The 20922-nt window shown below is 64.9% G+C and carries 22 protein-coding genes and 1 tRNA gene; 12 read left to right on the top strand and 11 right to left on the bottom strand.

The genetic code is table 11. From position 1 onward, the window contains the following. Window positions 1-49 precede the first annotated feature (49 nt). The 7 genes from QU595_RS03130 to QU595_RS03100 form a co-directional block, all read right to left on the bottom strand. A complete protein-coding gene (locus QU595_RS03130; RefSeq protein WP_315919089.1) occupies window positions 50-250 on the bottom strand; it encodes a hypothetical protein in 201 nt (66 codons plus the stop codon). A 168-nt stretch (window positions 251-418) separates the two neighbouring features. Then, a complete protein-coding gene (gene betI, locus QU595_RS03125; protein WP_315919088.1) occupies window positions 419-1051 on the bottom strand; it encodes a transcriptional regulator BetI in 633 nt (210 codons plus the stop codon). 218 nt (window positions 1052-1269) lie between these two features. Next, window positions 1270-2460 (bottom strand): aminomethyltransferase family protein, encoded by a 1191-nt coding sequence (locus QU595_RS03120; RefSeq protein ID WP_315919087.1) that lies wholly within the window; start codon window positions 2458-2460, stop codon window positions 1270-1272. A gap of 67 nt (window positions 2461-2527) precedes the next feature. Then, window positions 2528-3229: a methylenetetrahydrofolate reductase gene (locus tag QU595_RS03115; RefSeq protein ID WP_315919086.1), complete on the bottom strand. Its 702-nt coding sequence runs from the start codon at window positions 3227-3229 to the stop codon at window positions 2528-2530. A gap of 863 nt (window positions 3230-4092) precedes the next feature. Next, window positions 4093-4329, bottom strand: coding sequence for a hypothetical protein (locus tag QU595_RS03110; protein ID WP_315919084.1), 237 nt, complete (start codon window positions 4327-4329; stop codon window positions 4093-4095). A 229-nt stretch (window positions 4330-4558) separates the two neighbouring features. Beyond that, window positions 4559-4635 (bottom strand) — tRNA-Arg (locus QU595_RS03105). A gap of 106 nt (window positions 4636-4741) precedes the next feature. After that, window positions 4742-5905, bottom strand: coding sequence for a M20 aminoacylase family protein (locus QU595_RS03100; protein WP_315919082.1), 1164 nt, complete (start codon window positions 5903-5905; stop codon window positions 4742-4744). Between the two features lie 207 nt (window positions 5906-6112). On the opposite strand from QU595_RS03100, the gene QU595_RS03095 reads away from it, so the two are divergent. Continuing rightward, window positions 6113-7228, top strand: a complete 1116-nt coding sequence (locus QU595_RS03095; RefSeq protein ID WP_315919081.1) for a D-alanyl-D-alanine carboxypeptidase family protein — start codon at window positions 6113-6115, stop codon at window positions 7226-7228. 31 nt (window positions 7229-7259) lie between these two features. Continuing rightward, complete coding sequence (locus QU595_RS03090; protein ID WP_315919079.1) at window positions 7260-8363, top strand: GTP-binding protein; 1104 nt, start codon at window positions 7260-7262, stop codon at window positions 8361-8363. On the opposite strand, the gene QU595_RS03085 is transcribed toward QU595_RS03090, so the two are convergent. From QU595_RS03085 to QU595_RS03075, 3 genes are read right to left on the bottom strand one after another with little or no spacing between them, the layout of a single operon-like run. Beyond that, a complete protein-coding gene (locus QU595_RS03085; RefSeq protein ID WP_315919078.1) occupies window positions 8360-9667 on the bottom strand; it encodes an HlyC/CorC family transporter in 1308 nt (435 codons plus the stop codon). The two genes, QU595_RS03090 and QU595_RS03085, sit on opposite strands and share 4 nt — an antisense overlap. Further along, entirely contained in the window at window positions 9664-10779 is a 1116-nt protein-coding gene (aroB, locus tag QU595_RS03080; RefSeq protein ID WP_315919076.1) for a 3-dehydroquinate synthase, read from the bottom strand. Before aroB ends, QU595_RS03085 begins: the two co-directional genes overlap by 4 nt. Continuing rightward, on the bottom strand, window positions 10776-11339 hold the full coding sequence (locus tag QU595_RS03075; RefSeq protein WP_410000466.1) for a shikimate kinase: 564 nt from the start codon (window positions 11337-11339) through the stop codon (window positions 10776-10778). Before QU595_RS03075 ends, aroB begins: the two co-directional genes overlap by 4 nt. 194 nt (window positions 11340-11533) lie before the next feature. Here QU595_RS03075 and QU595_RS03070 point away from each other — a divergent pair, with 194 nt between their 5' ends. The 5 genes from QU595_RS03070 (at window position 11534) to QU595_RS03050 (ending at window position 15387) form a co-directional block, all read left to right on the top strand. After that, complete coding sequence (locus QU595_RS03070) at window positions 11534-11683, top strand: histidine kinase (protein WP_315919073.1); 150 nt, start codon at window positions 11534-11536, stop codon at window positions 11681-11683. Then, on the top strand, window positions 11680-12597 hold the full coding sequence (locus tag QU595_RS03065; protein ID WP_315919071.1) for a site-specific tyrosine recombinase XerD: 918 nt from the start codon (window positions 11680-11682) through the stop codon (window positions 12595-12597). Before QU595_RS03070 ends, QU595_RS03065 begins: the two co-directional genes overlap by 4 nt. A gap of 96 nt (window positions 12598-12693) precedes the next feature. Further along, on the top strand, window positions 12694-13644 hold the full coding sequence (locus QU595_RS03060; RefSeq protein ID WP_315919070.1) for an acetyl-CoA carboxylase carboxyltransferase subunit alpha: 951 nt from the start codon (window positions 12694-12696) through the stop codon (window positions 13642-13644). Window positions 13645-13851: 207 nt separating this feature from the next. Further along, window positions 13852-15150, top strand: a complete 1299-nt coding sequence (locus QU595_RS03055; protein WP_315919068.1) for a murein L,D-transpeptidase family protein — start codon at window positions 13852-13854, stop codon at window positions 15148-15150. Between the two features lie 9 nt (window positions 15151-15159). Next, window positions 15160-15387, top strand: coding sequence for a hypothetical protein (locus QU595_RS03050; protein WP_315919067.1), 228 nt, complete (start codon window positions 15160-15162; stop codon window positions 15385-15387). Window positions 15388-15394: 7 nt separating this feature from the next. Here QU595_RS03050 and QU595_RS03045 read toward each other — a convergent pair whose 3' ends face one another. Beyond that, a complete protein-coding gene (locus tag QU595_RS03045; RefSeq protein ID WP_315919065.1) occupies window positions 15395-15697 on the bottom strand; it encodes a BolA family transcriptional regulator in 303 nt (100 codons plus the stop codon). Between the two features lie 141 nt (window positions 15698-15838). Between QU595_RS03045 and QU595_RS03040 the strand changes: the two genes are divergently transcribed. The 5 genes from QU595_RS03040 to QU595_RS03020 all read left to right on the top strand — a co-directional run bounded on the left by QU595_RS03040 (window position 15839) and on the right by QU595_RS03020 (window position 20876). Beyond that, complete coding sequence (locus tag QU595_RS03040) at window positions 15839-16450, top strand: J domain-containing protein (RefSeq protein ID WP_315919064.1); 612 nt, start codon at window positions 15839-15841, stop codon at window positions 16448-16450. A gap of 118 nt (window positions 16451-16568) precedes the next feature. Continuing rightward, window positions 16569-17555, top strand: coding sequence for a cobaltochelatase subunit CobS (cobS, locus tag QU595_RS03035; protein WP_315919062.1), 987 nt, complete (start codon window positions 16569-16571; stop codon window positions 17553-17555). A gap of 13 nt (window positions 17556-17568) precedes the next feature. Next, the gene (locus QU595_RS03030) at window positions 17569-17916 is read left to right on the top strand and encodes a GFA family protein (protein ID WP_315919060.1); all 348 of its coding nucleotides are present in this window, start codon (window positions 17569-17571) and stop codon (window positions 17914-17916) included. Between the two features lie 12 nt (window positions 17917-17928). Next, window positions 17929-19827 (top strand): cobaltochelatase subunit CobT, encoded by a 1899-nt coding sequence (gene cobT, locus QU595_RS03025; protein WP_315919059.1) that lies wholly within the window; start codon window positions 17929-17931, stop codon window positions 19825-19827. Beyond that, the gene (locus QU595_RS03020; RefSeq protein WP_315919057.1) at window positions 19824-20876 is read left to right on the top strand and encodes an esterase-like activity of phytase family protein; all 1053 of its coding nucleotides are present in this window, start codon (window positions 19824-19826) and stop codon (window positions 20874-20876) included. Before cobT ends, QU595_RS03020 begins: the two co-directional genes overlap by 4 nt. Window positions 20877-20922: the final 46 nt, after the last annotated feature.

Raw genomic sequence — 20922 nt, 5'->3', positions numbered from 1 at the left:
CGTGCCGGCCGCGCTGTCCATGCGACGAGAATATCGCCCGCCAATCCGTTCAGCGCGCGGAATCGACCAATTGTCCGGTCGAACTGGTCATGGTGGGATCGAGCGTATCGGGAACGGTCTTGCGCTCGTGCCCGGCGAGCGCCGCGACGATCGCGAGGCCGACGGCAATCGGCACGAAAAGCGCGCCGATACGTGCCTGCAGATAAAGGATTTCGCGCCAGTCGCTTCGCTTCTTAGGGCTCACACTCATAGTCCCGATATGATGTTGCGCCCCCGCGCAGCACGACCTTATCCGCAAACGGTTAAGCAACTCCTGCGGACCTCGGGCAGGCGGTGCATTCTCCACGTCCATGGACATGCCGAAGCCCGGCGGCGGGATTGTGGCGGCGGCGCCTAAAGCGCGGCGCGGGATCGCGCGTCAGACCCCTTCCGGAAACGACGTTCTCTCGGCGAGGTGGAGATTCTTCTGCCACGCCATCTGCACACGCGCCTCTATGACCTGGAGCGCCATGCGATGGGCGCGGGCGACGTCGAACTCGCCCTGACGGTGGGCGAACTGAAGCCAGAAGCCATAGGACAGGCAAACGATGGTTTCGGCGATGTCGTCCGCCTCGTCCTGCGTGACGATGTCCTTGAGCGAGTTCCGCAGATATTTGCGCAACTGGTAATCGCATATGCGCTGCATGCGGTCGAAGGCGGGATCGTAAGGCACCCGGCTCCAGAAATAGAGCCACGCCGAAACCGCCATCGGTGACACCTGCGACGGCGCGAAATTGCCGTCGACGATGGCGACGACCTCGTCGATCGTGCTGGCGGCCTGCCGGCGCCGGTCGCGGACTTCCCGCAGCAGGCTGCCGACCAGGTCCGACATGGTCGCTGCGATCAGGGCTTCCTTGGTGCCGAAATAGTGGGTGATGATGCTGGTCGCGACGCCGGCTTCCACGGCAATCTTCTTGAGCGTCAGGTCATCGATGCCGTCGCGGTGCAGAACCAGATATGTCGCTTCGATCAATTGCCTTCGGCGAATGGGCGCCATGCCCAATTTTGGCATTTCAAAGATTCCCCATGCGCGATCGGATCGCAATCCATAGGCAATATCCGGTTTCGCGTCATATCTCCAGCGCGGAGGCGAGAGATGGGGGCGAAGGCGACCGCCTCGAAAGGCATAACCTCGTGAACGGCAAAATCGCCGGACCGCGGCGGCGCATGGAGCGGCCACGGTCCGGCGAGGCCGGAAGTAAGTCGGCCGCAAAGCGGCCGACGAAGGCCCTATTCGGCCGCGTGCTGGACCGGAATGCTCGCCTCGAGGCCGCGCGGGATCTTCTTTTCCTTGTCATAGAGCGGCATGAAGTCGAGGACCGCGGCATGGGCCTTGCCGTCACGGCAGACCACGTCGACCGCCGTGCCGGCAGCCATGGCGCTGTCGAGGCGGACGATGGCGACGCCCTGCTTGAGATAAGGCGACCAGGCGCCGGCCGTGACGAAACCGACCTTCTTGCCGGCGACCGAAACGGCTCCCTCGCGCAGCGGCTCGCCGCCCGGGCACTTCAGGCCGACGACCCGGTTCGACCCCGTGGCCTTGGCAAGCGCGGCCTTGCCGATGAAATCGTCCTTGGTCAGGTCCACGAACGCGCCGAGACCGGCTTCAAACGGCGTCATGGTGTCATCCATGTCCGACCCGTTGTTGAGGATACCGCCTTCGATGCGGCGGATATCCATGCTGTCGAGCGCGCAGATCTCCATGCCATGCGGCTTGCCGGCGGCGAGGAAACGCTCCCACATCGCGGCGGCGTCGAACTTGCCGCCATTGGGCAGGGTGTAGACCTCGAAGCCCATCTCGTTGGTCCATCCGGTCCGCGACAGGATCACCGGCTGCCCGCCGATCGTCGCCCTGGCGACCGAGAAATACTTGAACTCGTCCGGAATGCCGGTGTCGCTCAGCTCCGCCAGGATTTCGAGCGAGGCGGGCCCCTGGATCTGCGTCACCCAGGAGTCCGGGTCGGAAATTTCGACGTCGAGATCCTGCGAATGGGCGATGAACCAGGAATAGACGCCACCGTCGGCCTGGACATACCAGTAGGTGTCCTCCTCCAGCCGCATCAGCACGCCGTCGCACAGGATCTTGCCGTTGGGATAGCAGAGCAGCCCGTAGCCGGCGCGGCCGGGCCTCAGCTTGGCGCAATCGCGGGTGAAGACGCGGTTGCAGAACCTGGCGGCATCGGGACCCTTGATCTGGATCGGGCGTTCTCCCGTATCGAAAAGGCCGGCCTTGGTGCGCAGGGCCCAGTAGCCGTCCAGGCGGTCGATCTTCTGCGACACCGGCATCAGCCGGTTGTTGTAGACGCAGTATTTGGCGCCGTTCGCGATGTGGAACCGCGAATAGGGCCCGCGGATGGTGCCATAATCCCAGCCGGGTTCCTCATGGGCCGAGACGACGAGGCGGGTCAGATTGTCCGTCATGCAAGTTCCTCCTTTTGACGACAAATTGTGTTCGGATTGAAAGCAGTCTGTCCTGGACCGGCGGCGCTCAAAGCGCCGTGGCCATCTCCGGCGCCTGATTGGCGGGGCCGGAGCGCAGGCTCGCCAGCCATTCGGCTGTCCGCTCGAAGCTGCCGAACGGATAGAAGTGGACGGAACGGAACACGGGCCGGCCGGCGGCTTGCATGCCTTTCGCCAGTTCGAGCAACGTGTCTTCCGGAGAGAACGCGGTGGCGAGCCTGAAGGCGCGGGCCGCGTTGCGGGTGAGCATGCCGAGGGAAGCGCCGACACCGCAATCCTTGGCGAAGCGCATCAGCGTCGTCATCCGGGCAAGGCCCGGCAGCCCGACATCGACGGCAGTGCCAGGTACGGTCTTTTCCACGAAATCGGCATGCCAGGCGAAAAGCCTGTCTATGTCGAACAGAAACTGCGTCGTGATCGACGCCTGGATGCCAGCCTTCGCGGCATATTCGCACTTGCCGATCAAGGCGCTGCGCAATTCCTCCCGCGCCACCGTGGGGTGGCCCTCGGGATGCCCGGCCAGACCGACCGCCTCGATGCCGTGCCCCTCGAGCATCCCCGTTTGCATGACATCCAACGAGGACGAAAACGGTCCGGCGGGCCGCGCAACGTCGCCGCCGACGAGAAGCACCTGCCTGACGGCAGCGCGGGAAGTCAGGGCGCCGAGGAAATCCGCGAGTTCGGCCCGGCTTTGGAACCGGCGGGCGGGAATATGCGGCACCGGAACCATGCCTTGGCTCTGCAACCGTACGGCCGCATCGACAATCTCCGCCGTCGATCCTGACGTATATGCGATATAAACCCGCGTCCTCTCCGGTAATCTGTCCGCTATATCCGGAAACTTTATAGTATCGTTCGGCAATATCTCGACGGAAAACCCTTCGGTTAACCTTTCGATATGCCCGTTTGTTTTCTCTCCACTTCTAGGCAAATCCATCTCCTCCCTCCATCTTGCGATGTGGCGCCAAATAGTCGCATTTCCTGTCGATCAACTTGCCGATCCGTATTTAGTACGATTGTACGATAACCGCAAGGCGGATCGTTGAGATAGTGACCAAATATACGGGTACGAAGCCGCGCTGCCGCCGACCTTGGCACGCGCACTGAAAGCCAATTACATCAGTCTCGAAAAATAATACTCATGTTTATCAATTAGATAACTGGCAATCTCGTAACCGATCCGCCCCAGAGGTAACTTTTCTGCAATGCGATCTCCGGTACAAAAACGAACGGAAAAGCCATCGCAATCCAGCTACGGCTGAACAGCGCGCGCCTTGAGCGCCATCTTTATCGTACGGCAAGACAACAGATGCGAACATGTCCGGCGCTAACCGGCCGGCATCGGCGGCGTGGATCAAGCGAGCGAAAGTGCGGAGATCAGCACGGCGGCGCGTCCGATGTTCGGTGGCATTGGCCGGCGCGAATCGGCATGTCAGTCTTGAACACTGCCCCCGTCGAGGGAGATGTCAGGGAAGCTATAAAATCCGATCAGCCGAAGGACGGCACGCGTCCCTCCGAAACGGCTCCAAAGCCATACTCCCCCCGACTGACCCGGTATTTTTCCGTCTCAGCCGGCCTGTGCGAACCCGGCGGTCAATGAGCGCTTTGGCCGACCGCCTCTGGTGAAGCGGCGACGCGGGAATGCTCGTGTTCCGGCCACAGCTTGGCGGCAACCTCGCTGACTGTATGGCTGACGATCAGTTCAGAACCGCCGACGAAATGCACCTTGGCGCGTTGAGGACCCATGCAGGTGACGTGGGTCACCTTGTCCGCCACCACGGTCACCGGTTCCCCGATGTGGTCGGTGAGGTTCACGATGCGCAGTTCCATGGCAAATCCTCCTATGCGCAATTTCAACGCTTTCGCCAGGCTTTGGTTGCATTCGCCCTGCCCCACCGCGCATTGGTTGCGAAACCGCTCTGCCGCGTCGCGCTGATTACCGGGTTGCGAAAACCCGGCGTGAGAACGGCCCAACAATGCATAGTCACATTTGTGACGTGTGACGCGTCACACGCTCACGCCACGTGCGCTAATACCATGCCTAAGTGGCTGATTTCGTTGGTGATCCCGGCAGGAATCGAACCTGCGACCTACAGATTAGGAATCTGCCGCTCTATCCTACTGAGCTACGGGACCACGCGGCCAGACACATAGCGGCTTCGTGGCCGTTCGCCAAGAGCGAAGGTGGACGCCGGCGCATGTCTCGGCGGCCGGCTCCGCCGCGCCACCGTTTGCCGCGCGGTCAGGCCGCCAGTGCCGTTTCCGCCAGCTTCACCCAATAGCTCACACCGTGCGCAATGGCCTCGTCGTTGAAGTCGTAGGCCGGATGGTGCAGGCCAGCCGTATCGCCGTTGCCCAGGAAGATGAAGGCGCCCGGCCGCGCTTCCAGCATATAGGAAAAATCCTCGCCGCCCATCAGCGGCTGGATCGCCCGGTGCACCTGGGCGTCGCCGGCAACGGCGGCCGCGACGTCGGCGGCGAAGGCCGTCTCCTCGGCATGGTTGAAGGTCACCGGATAGTTGGCGTCGTAGTGGACGTCGATGGTCGCCCCGAAGGCGGCCGCCAGCCCCGCGCAGATGGCGCGCATGCGCTCCTCCGCCTTCCTGGCCATCTCCTTTTTCAGCGTGCGCACGGTGCCGGCGATCTCGGCCGTCTCTGGAATGACGTTGTAGGCATCGCCGGCGTGGAACTTCGTCACCGAAACCACCAGCGCCTCCACCGGGTCGGCGCTGCGGGAGGTAATGGTCTGCAGCGCGCCGACAAGCTGGCTGGCGACGACGATGGGGTCGATGGTGCCGTGCGGCATGGCCGCATGGCCGCCGCGCCCCTTCACGCTGATGGTGAACTCGGCCGTGGCGGCCATGATCGGGCCCGGCCGGATGGCGAATTGCCCGACCGGCAGGCCGGGCATGTTGTGCATGCCGAACACCCTGGAGATGCCGAAGCGCTCCATCATGCCGTCCTTGACCATCTCGTTGCCGCCGCCGCCGCCCTCCTCCGCCGGCTGGAAGATGACGGCGACGGAACCGGCGAAATTACGTGTCTCGGCCAGGTATCTGGCGGCGCCCAGCAGCATGGCGGTGTGCCCGTCATGGCCGCAGGCATGCATCTTTCCGGTATTTTGCGAGGCATAGGGCTTGCCGGTGACCTCGACGATCGGCAGCGCATCCATGTCGGCGCGCAGGCCGACAGTCTTGCCGCCGCCCTTGCTGCCGCGGATGACGCCCACAACGCCGGTGCGGCCGATGCCGGTCGCCACCTCGTCGCAGCCGAAGGCCTTGAGCTTGTCGGCGACGAAGGCGGCCGTCTCCACCACATCGAAATTCAGTTCGGGATTGCTGTGCAGATGGCGGCGCCAAGCGGCCACCTCTTCCTGCATCTCGGCGGCGCGGTTCAGGATCGGCATGGCTTTCCACTCGCGTTCTGCCGGGGGCTGCGGCACCGGCGCTGTTTCAATTGTGATCGGTCGCACTTTGCCATGTTGAGGTCACATAGGCTAAATAGCTCCCGCAAGGCTGCGGTCCGTTTCAGAGGGCGGCCACCACGGGTGGTCCAGTAGCGAAATCTTACGGAGCGCGCGGTGACTACGGCAAGAGCGATTTTGGATTTCATGATGAGGCCACGACATTTCCTTGGGCTGCTTGCAGCGGGCGCGTTGGCGCTGCCGCTCGGCGCCGGCGCGGCGCTGGCCAATCCCTCCGTGCTTTTCGACCTGGGAAGCGGTCGCGTCATCGAGCACCAGGACGCCTTCAAGCGCTGGTATCCGGCCTCCCTTTCCAAGCTGATGACGGCCTATGTCGCCTTCCGTGCCATCGCCGCCGGCGAGGTGAAGCTCGATTCTCCGATCACGATGACCCGGCACGCGGCCATCGAGCCGCCTTCCAAGATGGGTTTCAAGCCCGGCCAGGTGATGCGGCTGGACAATGCGCTGAAGATGATGCTGGTGAAGTCGGCCAACGACATCGCCATGGCCATAGGCGAGAACATCGGCGGCACGCAGGACGCCTTCGCCGCGCGCATGAACGCCGAAGCCGCGCGGCTCGGCATGGCCGGCACGCATTTCGTCAATCCCAACGGGCTTTTCTCGCCCGAACAATACACCACCGCGCGCGACCTCGCCGTGCTGGTGACGGCGATCCGCCGCGATTTCCCGCAATATGCGCCATGGTTCTCGATCGAGGGGCTGGCGCTCGGCAAGCGTGCGATCCCCAACTACAACCTGCTGGTCGGCCGCTATCCCGGCGCCGACGGCATGAAGACGGGTTTCGTATGCGAATCCGGCTTCAACATGATCGGCTCGGCGACCCGCAACGGTCGCACGCTGGTGGCCGTGGTGCTCGGCGAGAAATCGGCGGTGAGCCGCGCCGAGGCGGCAGCCAAGCTGCTCGACCAGGGCTTTGCCGCCACAATCGCCAGCGATTCCACCGTCGCCACGTTGCAGCCTTATGGCGACACGAAGTCGCCCACCAGCATGCGCGAGGAGATCTGCACCAAGAAGCCGGCATCGCATCAGTCGGAAGCGCCGGTGCAGGCCGACGCCAAGGCGCCGAAATCGCCCTATCGGCAGAAACTGGCCGCGCCCACGCTGGTCGCGGTCGGCCTCGGCGGCGCGACCGGCCCGGTGCCGCCGGCCATGGCCGCGCAGGTGCAATATGCCGACGTGCCGATCCCGCAATGGCGACCCGACAAGCCGGCGCCGGCGGGGATCACCGCGCAAGGCGACCAATAGACCCGTACAGGCGGCCGGCAGGATATCGAGCATGTTCCCCATCCCCGTCTCGGTGCTGACCGGATTCCTCGGCGCCGGCAAGACCACGCTGCTCAACCGGATGCTGAAGGATCCGGCGCTGGCCGACACCGCCGTCATCATCAACGAATATGGGGAAGTGGCCATCGATCACCTGCTGGTCGAGCAGGCTTCGGACGGCATCATCCAACTTTCGGACGGCTGCCTGTGCTGCACGGTGCGCGGCGAACTGGTCGACACGCTGGCCGATCTTGTGGACCGGCTGCAGACCGGCCGCATCGCGCGGCTGTCGCGCATCGTCGTTGAAACGACCGGCCTTGCCGACCCCGCGCCGGTGCTGCAATCCATCATGGGCCACCCGGCGCTGGTGCAGGCGTTCCGGCTGGACGGCGTGGTGACGCTGGTCGACGCCGTCAACGGCGAGACCACGCTCGACAATCACGTCGAGGCGGTGAAACAGGCGGCCGTCGCCGACCGGATCGTTCTGACCAAGACCGAACTGGCCGGCGACGCGGAAGCTCTCGACCGGCTGAAAGCCCGGCTGAGGGCGCTCAATCCCGGCGCGCGCATCCTCGAAGCCGGCGATGCAGCCGTTACGGCGCTGCTCGACTGCGGCCTCTACAATCCCGCGACCAAGACGGCGGATGTCCGCAACTGGCTCGGCGAAGAAGCGGGACACGATCAGGACCATTGCGGGCACGATCACCGGCATCACGAGCATGAACACGAACATCATGGCCATCGCCACGATTCCAGGGTGCGCACGCATACGCTCGTCCATGACGGGCCGGTGCCTTTCGCGGCCATAGAGATGTTCCTCGACCTGCTGCGTTCTGCGCATGGCGACAGGCTTTTGCGCATGAAGGGCATCGTGGAACTGAAGGAAGACCCTTCGCGGCCGCTGGTCGTGCATGGCGTGCAGCGGCTGCTGCATCCCCCCGCTCGGTTGCCCGCCTGGCCCGACGGACAGCGTGGCACGCGGCTCGTGCTGATCACGCTCGACATGCCGCAAGACTATGTAAGGCGGCTGTTTTCGGCCCTCACCGACCAGCCGGCCGTGGACACTCCCGACCGCGCCGCGCTGTCGGAAAATCCGCTCGCGATTCCGGGGCGCTAGGCCCCTCCGCCTTCGGCGTTGGGAGCGGCGGGCGCATTCACCACCGCCGGCCGGATGCGCAGGCGCGCGATGCGGTTCTTGTCGCGCTTCATGACGATGAAGCGCTTGCCGTGGAAAGTGAAAGCCTGCTTCTCTTCCGGTATCGACTGCGTTTCGTGGATGACGAGGCCGGCTATGGTGGTGGCTTCGTCGTCCGGCAGGTTCCAGTCCAGCGCCCGGTTGAGATCGCGGATCGGCACCGAACCGTCCACCACGACCGAACCGTCCGCCTCCTGCTTGACGCCCTGCATGTCGATATCGTGCTCGTCGGCGATCTCGCCGACGATCTCCTCGATGATGTCCTCCAGGGTCACCATGCCTTCCACCTCGCCATATTCGTCCACGACGATGGCGAAATGCGCCTTGCGACGTAGGAAGGCGTTGAGTTGTTCCTGAAGCGTGGTGGTGTCGGGCACGAACCAGGGCTTGGACGCGATCTTCATCACGTCGATCCGCGAGAAGTCGTTATCGGCTTCGTTGAGCGCACGCAGAAGATCCTTGGCGTGCAGCACGCCCACGATGTTGTCGAGCGAGCCCTTCCACAGCGGCATGCGCGTATGCGGGCTCTGCAGCACCTCGCGCACGACGACCGCCGGCGGGTTGTCTGCATTGACCGAGCGCATGTTGGTGCGGTGGATCATGACGTCCGAGACTTCCAGCTCGTGCAGGTCGAGCAGGCCGCCGAAGCGGTCGCGGTCCTGCTTCACCACCTGCCCTTCGTTATGGAACACCTCCAGTGTGCCGCGCAGTTCCTCATGCGCGCTGAGCATCGGCTCGCTGCGCGACAGGTTGACGCCGCACAAGGCCAGTATGCCGCGAACGGCGGCATTGGCCGCCGTCGAAAACGGCCCGAATACGAGGATCACGAACCGGGCGAAACCGGAGACGGCGAGCGCGAAACGTTCCGGTCGCGCCAGCGCCCAGGACTTCGGCAGGATCTCCGAGAAGATGACCAGCGTCACGGTCATGATGATCGTGGCGTAAAGGACGCCGGCTTCGCCGAACATGCGCAGGAACAGGCTTGTGGCCAGCGCCGAGGCGAGTATATTGGCGAGATTGTTGCCGATCAGCAGGGCGCCGATCAGCCGGTCGCGCCGCTCGATCAGCCGCTCCACCAGCGAGGCCCGCCGATCCCCGCCGATCTGCAGCGAATGCAGCCGGGCACGCGAGGCGGCGGTCATGCCCGTCTCGGTGCCCGAAAAAAGAAACGACAGCACGACCAGAAGGAGGATGAAAGCGGCGGTAAGCCACATTCCCATGGTCATCCCGGGTGGTTCTCCTTGAGGAAGGACAGCACCTCGGAAGCCGGCACGTCCCTTGCGATGAAGGACTGGCCGACGCCGTGGGTGAGAATGAAGGTCAGCATGCCCCGGCTGACCTTCTTGTCCTGCGTGATGTAGTCGAGCAGCGTTTCCGCCGGTGGCAGCTTGCCTGGAATGTCGGCCATGCGCCATGGCAGGCCGACTGTCTTCAGATGCGCTTCGACGCGGGCGGCGTCGTCCGGACTGGCAAGGTTCAAGCGCGTCGAGAAGCGATGCGCGAGCGCCATGCCGATGGCCACGCCCTCGCCATGCACCAGCCTGCTGCCGTCATACCGCACCGCCGCCTCGAGCGCGTGGCCGAAGGTGTGGCCGAGATTGAGCAGCGCGCGGTCGCCAGTCTCGAATTCGTCGCGCGCCACCACATCCGCCTTGGCGCGGCAGGACTGCGCGATCGCCTCGGTTCGCGCCGGCCCGCCGGCAAACACTTCCTGCCAGTTCTTCTCCAGCCAGGCGAAGAAATCCGGGCGGTCGATCAGCCCGTATTTGGCGACTTCCGCATAGCCGGCGCGGAATTCGCGGGCCGGAAGCGTGTCGAGCACGTCGGTGTCGGCAAGCACCAGCTTCGGCTGGTGGAAGACGCCGATCAGGTTCTTGCCGCGCGCGCTGTTGATCCCGGTCTTGCCGCCGACGGAGGAATCGACCTGCGCCAGCAGCGAGGTCGGCATCTGCACGAACTGCATGCCGCGCCGCACGATGCCGGCCGCGAAACCGGCGAGATCGCCGATGACCCCACCGCCCAGCGCGACCACCGCGTCTCGGCGTTCGAGCCTGGTGGACAGGACATCGTCCACCACCTCCAGCAAATGTTCGAAGCTCTTTGTCTTCTCGCCGGCCGGCAGGATGACGGCCGTGGAAGCGATGCCGGCCTTTTCCAGCGCGGTTTCGAGCGCCGCAAGGTGCGATATGGCGACGTTCTCGTCAGTGACGATGGCAACGCGGGCGCCCGGCAGGCGGGCGGCGATCTCCTTGCCGGCGCGGGCCAGCAGGCCGGATCCGATCAATATATCGTAGGCGCGCTCGCCCAGACCGACTTCCACCTTGACCGTTTCGCTCATCGTCCTGTCTCCCCGTGCGCGGAGGCGCGAGCCACGCCGAGATGCCGGCACAAGGCCTCGATCACCTCGGCCGCTATGGTTTCCTTGCGCTCGTCTCGCGTCACGACCGTGACCTCGGCAAGAGCATAGACGGGATAGCGCTCGTCCATCAGCCGCTTCAGGACGCCGCGCGGGTCGTCGTTCTTCAGGAGCGGCCGGTTCTGCTTCTTGGAAACGCGTTCCATCAGCAGATCGAGATCGGCCTTCAGCCACACCGGCACGCCATGCGCGGAAATCGCCTCGCGCGTCTGGGCATTCATGTAGGCACCACCGCCGGTCGAAAGCACCTGCGGCCCGTTTTCTAGCAGGCGCAGGATAACGCGTTGCTCCAGCGCGCGAAACTCGGTCTCGCCATATCGCTCGAACAGTTCCGGTATGGTCATGCGCGACACGGCCTCGATCTCGTGGTCGCTGTCGATGAATGGAAGCGAGAGCGCGGCGGCGACCTTGCGGCCGATCGCCGTCTTGCCGGCACCCATCAAGCCGACGAAGACGATGGAACGGGCGCCAAGGCTTTCCATGAGGGCGACAGAAACTTCGCCCGGCAAAACGGTCGCTTGAGCATTCATCGCCCGCGTATCGACATGAAAAGGCCGGTGCCGTCAAGCATTGGCTGCTTGCCGCCGGCTTCATGGCTCCGCTTGAAAAGCCTTGTCCGCCGTCCCATAACGGCACGGATTTCCGCAACGCTTCGACAGGACGCATCGAAGACCCCATGCCGACACTGTTCCGCTTCGTCGTGACGCTGGCGATCCTCGCCGGCATAGCCTACGGCGCCATGTTCGCGCTGGTCATGTTCGTGCAGCCGAAGCAGGCGGAGCTGTCGGTGCGCATCCCCGCCGACAAGCTCGTACCGAAGAAATGAGCAGCGCCGCCCGCATCGAAGCCTTCCTGGAGATGATGAGCGCCGAACGCGGCGCCGCCGAAAACACGCTGGCCAGCTATCGCCGCGATCTGGAAGACGCCTCGGGAGAGATCAAGGGCGGGCTTGCAACGGCCTCGGCCTCCGACATCCGCACCTATCTCGACGGCATCGCCGCGCGCGGCTTCGCGCCGACCTCGCAGGCGCGGAAGCTTTCGGCGATGCGGCAGTTCTTCAAGTTCCTCTACGCCGAGGGGCTGCGCGGCGACGATCCGACCGGCACGCTGGACAGCCCCAAGAAGGGGCGGCCGCTGCCCAAGACCATGAGCGAGGCAGAAACCGGCCGCCTGCTCGACCGTGCCGCCCTGGAAGCGGCCGACCCGGCGCTCGGCAACGGCGATGCGCTGGCCGCGCTCAGGCTGCATGCGCTGGTCGAGGTGCTTTATGCGACCGGCCTGCGGGTGTCGGAACTTGTCGGCCTGCCTGTCGCCGTGGCCCAGCGCGACGACCGCTTCTTCATGGTGCGCGGCAAGGGCGGCAAGGAACGCATGGTGCCGCTTTCGGCCAAGGCGCGAACGGCGATGAAGGGCTGGCTCGACGCGCGTGCCAAGGTTTCGGCGCTGGCGGACGGCCCGTTCCTGTTTCCGGCCTTGTCGGACAGCGGGCATCTTTCACGGCAGGTCTTCGCCCGCGACCTCAAGGGGCTTGCCGCGCGCGCCGACATCGCGTCCTCCAAGATCTCGCCGCACGTGCTTCGCCATGCCTTCGCAAGCCATCTTTTGCAGAACGGGGCGGACCTGCGCGCCGTGCAGCAGCTTCTCGGCCATGCCGACATCTCGACCACGCAGATATATACCCACGTGCTGGAGGAGCGGCTGGTGCGGCTGGTCAACGACCACCATCCGCTTGCCGACTAGGTCCCTTGCCGCTATGTGAGGGCGACGTTTCATTGCCCGGACCCTGTTCAGGTTCCTTTTCAATCATCGTTCCACGGCGCATTGGTCCGCTCACGCATGTACAATTATCTCGACTTCGAAAAACCCGTCGCCGATCTCGAAGGCAAGATCCTCGAGCTGAAGAAGCTGGCCGAGAACGGCGAAGCGGTGGACGTTGCCGACGAGATCGCGCGACTGGAGAAACGCTCCCGCGACGCGCTGCGCGACGCCTACAAGGCGCTCACCCCTTGGCAGAAGGTGCAGGTGGCGCGCCATCCGGACCGGCCGCATTGCCTCGACTACATCAAGGGCCTGTTCAAGGACTTCACGCCGCTGGCCGGCGACCGCGCGTTTGGCGAGGACCAGGCCATCGTCGGCGGCTTCGCCCGCTTCAACGGCGAATCGGTGGCGGTGATCGGCCAGGAAAAGGGTTCGGACACGGCCAGCCGCCTCAAGCACAATTTCGGCTCGGTGCGACCTGAAGGCTACCGCAAGGCGGTACGCATCATGGAGCTTGCGGACCGCTTCCGGATTCCGCTCATCACCCTGGTCGACACCGCGGGCGCTTTCCCCGGCGTCGAGGCCGAGGAGCGCGGACAGGCCGAGGCCATCGCGCGCTCGACCTCGGCGGGACTGTCGATCAAGGTGCCCTCCATCTCCGTCGTCATCGGCGAGGGCGGCTCGGGCGGGGCGATCGCCATCGCGACCGCCAACCGCGTCTACATGCTGGAACATGCGATCTATTCGGTGATCTCGCCCGAGGGCGCGGCCTCCATCCTGTGGCGCGACACCACGCGCTCCAAGGACGCGGCCACCAGCATGAAGATCACCGCCCAGGACCTGCTGGAATTGAAGATCATCGACGCCATCATCCCCGAACCGCTCGGCGGCGCACATCGCGGACCGGAGGCGGTGATCGCGGCGACCGGCGACCTGTTGTCGAAGACGATGAAGGATTTCGCGGTCTCCAACGTCGATTTCCGCGAGCAGCGCCGCGAGAAATATCTGGCCATGGGCCGCAATCTCTGACGCGAAACCGCCGGTCCGGCGGGCCCGATCCCATTTTCGCCACAAAAAAGCCGCCGGTTTCGGCTCTATCACGGCTTCGGGGATGACGGGCAAATCACTTGCGGTAAGAATTTTTCAAGGTTAACGAGCCTACGGTCTCCCTTATTCGGCATTGCGCCTGCGGCAACGCGTGGCTGTGGCGCGAGAAATGAGACGATTGCTGCAATCATGTTCGCCAAACTTGCCCGTACCGGATTCGTGATCGCCGCCCTTGGCATTTCCGGCTGCACCAACTCCTCGGTGGAGGACTTCGCGCCGCAATACGCCAACAAGCAATTGCCCGAGAAGATCCTGGCCTCGATGCGGGCCAAGAGCATGAACCGCAACTCGCCGGTCATGGCGCGCATCTTCAAGGAAGAGGGCGTGCTGGAAATCTGGAAGCAGAAGACCAACGGCCGCTACGACATCGTCGCCACCTATCCGATCTGCAAATGGTCGGGCAAGCTCGGGCCGAAATACACCGAAGGCGACCGCCAGGCGCCGGAAGGGTTCTATACCGTGCGGCCTTCGCAGATGAATCCGAAGTCGAACTACCACCTGTCGTTCAACATCGGATTCCCCAACGCCTATGACCGCGCCAACGGCCGCACCGGCGCCAACCTGATGGTGCACGGCGCCTGCTCCTCGTCGGGCTGCTATTCGATGACCGATCCGCAGATCGAGGAGATCTACGCGTTCGGCCGCGACGCGTTCCAGGGCGGCCAGACCGAGTTCCAGATCCAGGCCTTCCCCTTCCGCATGACCGCGGCCAACATGGCGCGCTACCGCAACGACCCGAACTACGAGTTCTGGAAGATGCTGAAGGTGGGCTACGACAATTTCGAGATCACCAAGGTGCCGCCGAAGGTCGACGTGTGCGAGAAGCGCTATGTCTTCAACCAGATCCCGGCCAACGGCGAAACCTTCAATCCGACCGGCGCCTGCCCCGCCTCGACGCAGCCGGATTCGCTGAAGGTCGCCTATTCTTCCTATCAGAAGAGCTACGATTCGGCATTCGCGAGCGCGAGCAAGATGAGCGTGCCGGCCAAGCCGACGATCGCGGGCCTCAAGGAGGCCAACATCGTCGCCGACTGGTCGAAGCGGCGTGCCCGCGGCGAGCGGGTGCCGATCGAACCGCCGTCGCTGAACGCCGACGGCACGATCAGCGAGACCCAGCGCATGGGCCGCATCGACTCTCCCGCCGGCCGCAAGATGGCCGCTCTGGACGCGGAGAAGGCGGCCAAGAAGAAGGCCGAGGAAGAGAAGGCCGCGGCCATCGCGGCGGCCAAGGCCGCGAAGGAGGCCGAAAAGGCCCAGAAGCTGGCGGCAAAGGAAGCCGCCAAGCACCCTGCCGCGCAGGATATGGCGGCTGCCCCGGCGCCGGCCGATGCCGCCGCGCCCGAGAACGCCACCCAGACCGCCAGCGGCGAACCGGACGGAGCCGTCTCGAAGCTGAAGAAGCGCCTGCTCGGCATGTTCGGCGGCTAAGGCCGCCGTTTGCCCGGTCCTGCGGGCATCTACGACCTCAAGGGCCTGGACTGCCCCCTGCCCGTGCGCAAGGCGCGCAAACGGCAGGGTATGCCGACCGGCAGCCGCCTGTGGCTGGAGATGGCCGATCCGCTCGCCGCGATCGATAATACCGCGTTCCTGGCGCAGGACGGGCATGTGCCGGTCGAAACGCAGGCGGTGCGCGGCGGCCGCCGGTTCCTGGTCGAACGCGGATAGGCGGCCGCTACCAGCGCGTGGGCTCGCCCGGCGCGGCCGGTTCGATGGCGAGCGCGTGCACGCCCGCCTTCAGCTCTTCGGCCAGCAGCGCGTTGACGGCGCGGTGGCGCTCCACGCGGCCCATGCCGGCGAAGGCCGGCGAGACGATGCGGACGCGGAAATGCGTCTCGCCCGCGCCGTCGAACGTCGAATGGTGGTCCGAGTCATGGTGATGGTGACCCGCATGCAGATGGCTTTCGTTCACGACCGACAGCCGCTCCGGCGAAAACGCATCCCTCAGCTTCTTTTCGATCGTGGCCTGTATGGACATCGCCGCTCTCCTTCACCACATTGCCCCTGGCAGCAGACGGGGCGCCTTGCGCCCTTCTCAAACCGCGATTCAGCGGTTAGGGCCATCATCGCAAATGTCAATTCTTGTTTCGCAACAGCGAAGGGATCATAGATCGGTACGATGAAGCCGTACCCGAAATATTTCGACAAAATCCGCGTGCGCCAGGACCGGGACGCGGAGGTGAAGTCGCACGCGCCGCTGTGCCAATGGGACGGGTGCAAGGAGCCGGGCACGCACCGCGCACCGGTCGGCAGGATGAAGGAAGGCGAATATTTCCGCTTCTGCTTCGACCATGTGCGCGAATATAACAAGGGTTTCAACTACTTCTCGGGCCTGGCGGACAGCGACATCGCCCGCTTCCAGAAGGAGGCGCTGACCGGGCATCGCCCCACCTGGAAGATGGGCGCGAGCGCGGGAACGCGTTCGGCGCCCGATTTTGCGCAGCACCGCTCCGGCAGGGCCGGCTACTATCGCAATATCGGCGATCCCTTCAATCTGTTCGGCGAGAGCCATGCGGCCCCGCGCGAGCGCAAGGCCAGGCCGCTTGAGGCCAAGGCGCTGGAAACGCTTGGCCTCGACGCCAGGGCGACTGGCAAGGACATCAAGGCGCGCTATAAGGAACTGGTGAAGCGCCACCATCCCGACGCGAATGGCGGCGACCGGGGGTCCGAGGACCGGTTCCGCGACGTGCTGCAGGCCTATCGCGTGCTCAAACAGGCCGGTTTGTGTTGAGCCAGCGCGGGCTTCGGCGTTTTCCAACTTTCATCCGGCTGGAAAAGGTCTTAATACCGCCCCGGACAAATTCGATTGCCGGCGAAGCCCATCCTCGCCCTGGAGACGTTGAGACGCAATGAACAAGGTCGAACGCGATATCGCCAATCTGCCCGACACGACGGTGTCGGTTAAGGACATTTTCGGCTTCGATTCCAAGATGGTCGTGCCGGCCTATTCCGTGGCCACAGAGCATGTGCCGGACGTCGATCCGGATTATCTGTTCGATCCGCAGACCACGATGGCGATCCTGGCCGGCTTCGCCTACAACCGCCGCGTGATGGTGTCGGGCTACCATGGCACCGGCAAGTCGACCCATATCGAGCAGGTCGCCGCCCGCCTCAACTGGCCTTGCGTGCGCGTCAACCTCGACAGCCATGTCAGCCGCATCGACCTCGTCGGCAAGGACGCGATCGTGCTCAAGGAGGGCAAGCAGGTCACCGAGTTCCGCGACGGCATCCTGCCCTGGGCCTACCAGCACAATGTCGCGCTGTGCTTCGACGAATATGATGCCGGCCGCCCGGACGTGATGTTCGTCATCCAGCGCGTGCTGGAATCGTCCGGCCGCCTGACCCTGCTCGACCAGAGCCGCGTCATCCGCCCGCATCCGGCCTTCCGCCTGTTCGCCACCGCCAACACGGTCGGCCTCGGCGACACGACCGGCCTCTATCACGGCACGCAGCAGATCAACCAGGCGCAGATGGACCGCTGGTCGATCGTGACCACGCTGAACTACCTGCCGCACGACAACGAGGTGAACATCGTTCTGGCCAAGGCCAAGCACTATCGCGACGCCAAGGGCAAAGAGATCGTCAACAAGATGGTGCGCGTGGCCGACATGACCCGGCAGGCCTTCATCAACGGCGACCTGTCCACGGTCATGAGCCCGCGCACGGTCATCACCTGGGCGGAGAACGCCGAGATCTTCAACAATGTCGGCATCGCCTTCCGGCTGACCTTCCTCAACAAGTGCGACGAACTGGAGCGCCCGGTGGTGGCCGAGTTCTATCAGCGCGCCTTCGGCGAGGACCTGCCCGAGAGCGCGGCCAACGTCGTGCTGGGCTGAGCGGGAGAAGACCGTGAACTATCAGGGCGGCTGCCACTGCGGGAAGGTCCGCTTCAACGTCGAAATCGACCTTGCCAGTCCCATCACCTGCAATTGCTCCTACTGCGTCAAGCGCGGCAGCATCCTTGCCTTCACGCCAGCGCAGAACTTCACGCTGGAACACGGGGCCGACGATCTGAGCGAATATCGCTTCAATTCCAGGACCATCCAGCACCTGTTCTGCTCGGACTGCGGCATGGAATCCTTCGCGCGCGGCGCGATGCCCGACGGCACGAAGATGGTCGCGGTGAACGTGCGCTGCCTTGACGGGGTCGACCTCGATGCGCTCCAGCCGCATCAGGTGGACGGCCGCTCCCGGTAATCGGCAGGCATCATGGCAGGCCCCGGCGACAACACGCGAAACAGACCCAAGACAGGCTCGGAGGCCGATGGCTTCAAGCGCGCCGTCACCGTGTGCATGCGCGCCATTTCCGGCGACAAGGAGCTGGAGGTCGGCTTCGCCAAGGACAAGCCGGCGCTGGCCGGCAGCCGCGCCCGCCTGCCGGAACTGCCCAAGAAGGCCTCCAAGGCCGACATCGCCATCACGCGCGGCATCGGCGATTCGATGGCGCTGCGGCGCGCCTGCCACGACAACCGCATCCACACCCGCCTGGCGCCCGAGGGCAAGCAGGCGCGTGCCGTGTTCGACGCCGTGGAACAGGCGCGCGTGGAAGCGATCGGCTCGCGCGCCATGGCCGGCATCGCCGAGAACATCGGCTCCATGCTGGAGGACAAATACGCCCGCGCCAATCTGGCCGACGTGCGCGACCGCGAGGACGCCCCACTGGAGGAGGCGCTGGCGCTGGTCGTGCGCGAGAGGCTGACCGGACGGCCCGCGCCCAGGAGCGGCGAGAAGCTGGTGGAGTTGTGGCGGCCGTTCATCGAGGACAAGGCCGGCGAGGGTCTCGACCACCTGGCCCAGAACCTGAACGACCAGAACGCATTCGCGCGCGTGGTGCGCGAGATGCTGGCGTCCATGGAGATGGCCGAGGAACTGGGCGACGACCAGGAAACCGAAGAGTCCGAGGACGAAGAGAACCAGCCGCAGGGCGAAGACCAGAACGAGGAAGGCGGCGAGGACGATAGCGGTTCCGAGCAGGCGCAGGCCGAGGAAGCCGACGAGAGCGGCGACCAGGAGGAACTGTCGGAGGCGGAAGCCGCAGACACCACTTCCGAGGACCTTTCCGACGAGGAAGACGCCGACGCGGAGACGCCCGGCGAGGCCAAGCGCAACGACAACCCCTTCGCCAACCTGGCCAGGGAGGTCGACTACAAGGTCTACACCACGAGCTTCGACGAGACGGTCGGCGCGGACGAGCTTTGCGACGAGGAGGAACTGGACCGGCTGCGCGCGTTCCTCGACAAGCAGCTCGCCAATCTTTCGGGCGTGGTCGGGCGGCTGGCCAATCGCCTGCAACGCCGCCTGATGGCGCAGCAGAACCGCTCCTGGGACTTCGACCTCGAGGAAGGCTATCTCGACCCGGCCCGCCTGGTGCGCGTGGTGATCGACCCGATGCAACCGCTGTCGTTCAAGCAGGAACGCGACACCAAGTTCCGCGACACGGTGGTGTCGCTGGTGCTCGACAATTCCGGCTCCATGCGCGGCCGGCCGATCACGGTGGCGGCCACCTGCGCGGACATTCTGGCGCGCACGCTGGAACGCTGCGGCGTTTCGGTGGAGATCCTCGGTTTCACCACCCGCGCCTGGAAGGGCGGGCAGGCGCGCGAAAAGTGGCTGAAGGACGGCAAGCCGCCGAACCCCGGCCGGCTGAACGATCTGCGCCACATCGTCTACAAGTCTGCCGACGCGCCGTGGCGCCGGGCCCGCCGCAATCTCGGACTGATGATGCGCGAGGGCCTGCTCAAGGAGAACATCGACGGCGAGGCCCTGCTTTGGGCGCACAACCGGCTGCTGGCCCGGCCCGAGCAGCGCAAGATCCTGATGATGATCTCGGACGGCGCGCCGGTGGACGATTCCACGCTTTCGGTCAATCCGGGCAATTATCTGGAGCGCCATCTGCGCGCGGTGATCGAGCTGATCGAAACGCGTTCGCCGGTCGAGCTGCTCGCCATCGGCATCGGCCATGACGTGACGCGCTACTACCGCCGCGCCGTGACCATCGTGGATGCCGAGGAACTGGCGGGCGCCATGACCGAGCAGCTCGCCTCGCTGTTCGGCGAGGAGACGCCGCGCGAAATGCGCCGCGGCGGTGGCCTGCGGCGCGCCGGATGAGGCTGCGCGCCGGGCTCCGGCACGCGCTCGCCTCGGCCGCCCTGGTTCTTGGGCTGTGCTGTCCCGCGATTGCTTCCGAAGTCGCGCCGGTCCAGCACTTCGCCGTCTCGTCGCGACCCATCACGCAATTCCGCATCGGCCATGACGAGGCGCGGTTCGGGCCGCTGGAATTCGTCGGCGGGCTGGAGATGACCGCCGCGGCGCGGGATTTCGGCGGTCTCTCGGCCTTTCGTTTCCTGAAACCCGGCAGTGAATTCATCGGCGTGGCGGACACCGGCTTCTGGTTCTTCGGCGCCATCCTCCGCGACGCCGAGGGTCGCCCGGCCGGGATCGCCGATTTCAGTATGCAGCAGATGGTCGACAAGATGGGCCGGCCGATCGATCGGAAATGGGAGGCCGATGCCGAGGCCCTCGCGGTGAAAGGCGACGTCGCCACCGTCGGCTTCGAGCGCGATCACCGGGTGGCCCAGTTCCGCATCGACCGCTCGGACATGAAGGGGCCGTTCCGGCTGCTCGACTTCCTCGTGCCGGTGCGGGAACTGCGCAAGAACCGCGGCTTCGAGACCGTCGCCTACGCTGCGGCCGACGGCCCGCTGAAGGGTTCGGCGGTGGTGGTTTCGGAAAAGAGCCTCGATGCTGAAGGCAACATGTTCGCCGCCGTGCTGGACGGGCCGCGGAAAGGCGTCTTCACCGTCAGGCGTTCCGGCGAGTTCGACATCACGGACGGCGCGTTCCTGCCGGATGGCGACCTGCTCGTCCTCGAACGCAGCTTCTCTATCCTCGGCGGCCTGCGCATGCAGATGCGCCGCCTTGACCGGGACAGCATAGGAAAAGGGCGACTGGCGGACGGCCCGGTGCTCATGCAGGCCGACCTGGGTTACCAGATCGACAACATGGAGGGGCTGGACGTCTGGCGGCGCGGCGACGGCGCGACCATGGTCTCGCTCATTTCAGACGACAACCAGTCGATCCTGCAACGCAGCCTCTACCTGGAGTTCATCCTCCGCGACTACGAGCGGCAGGCATCGGGCTCACAACCCAAATCGTAAGGTGGCGACAATACTTGACCAAGCTTGTCGCATCCGGGCAAAGCCG

Source organism: Mesorhizobium sp. SP-1A, assembly GCF_032460275.1.
Lineage (GTDB): Bacteria > Pseudomonadota > Alphaproteobacteria > Rhizobiales > Rhizobiaceae > Mesorhizobium.
Note: the sequence above shows the minus strand (reverse complement) of the source record. Positions and strands in the feature narration are given on the sequence as shown.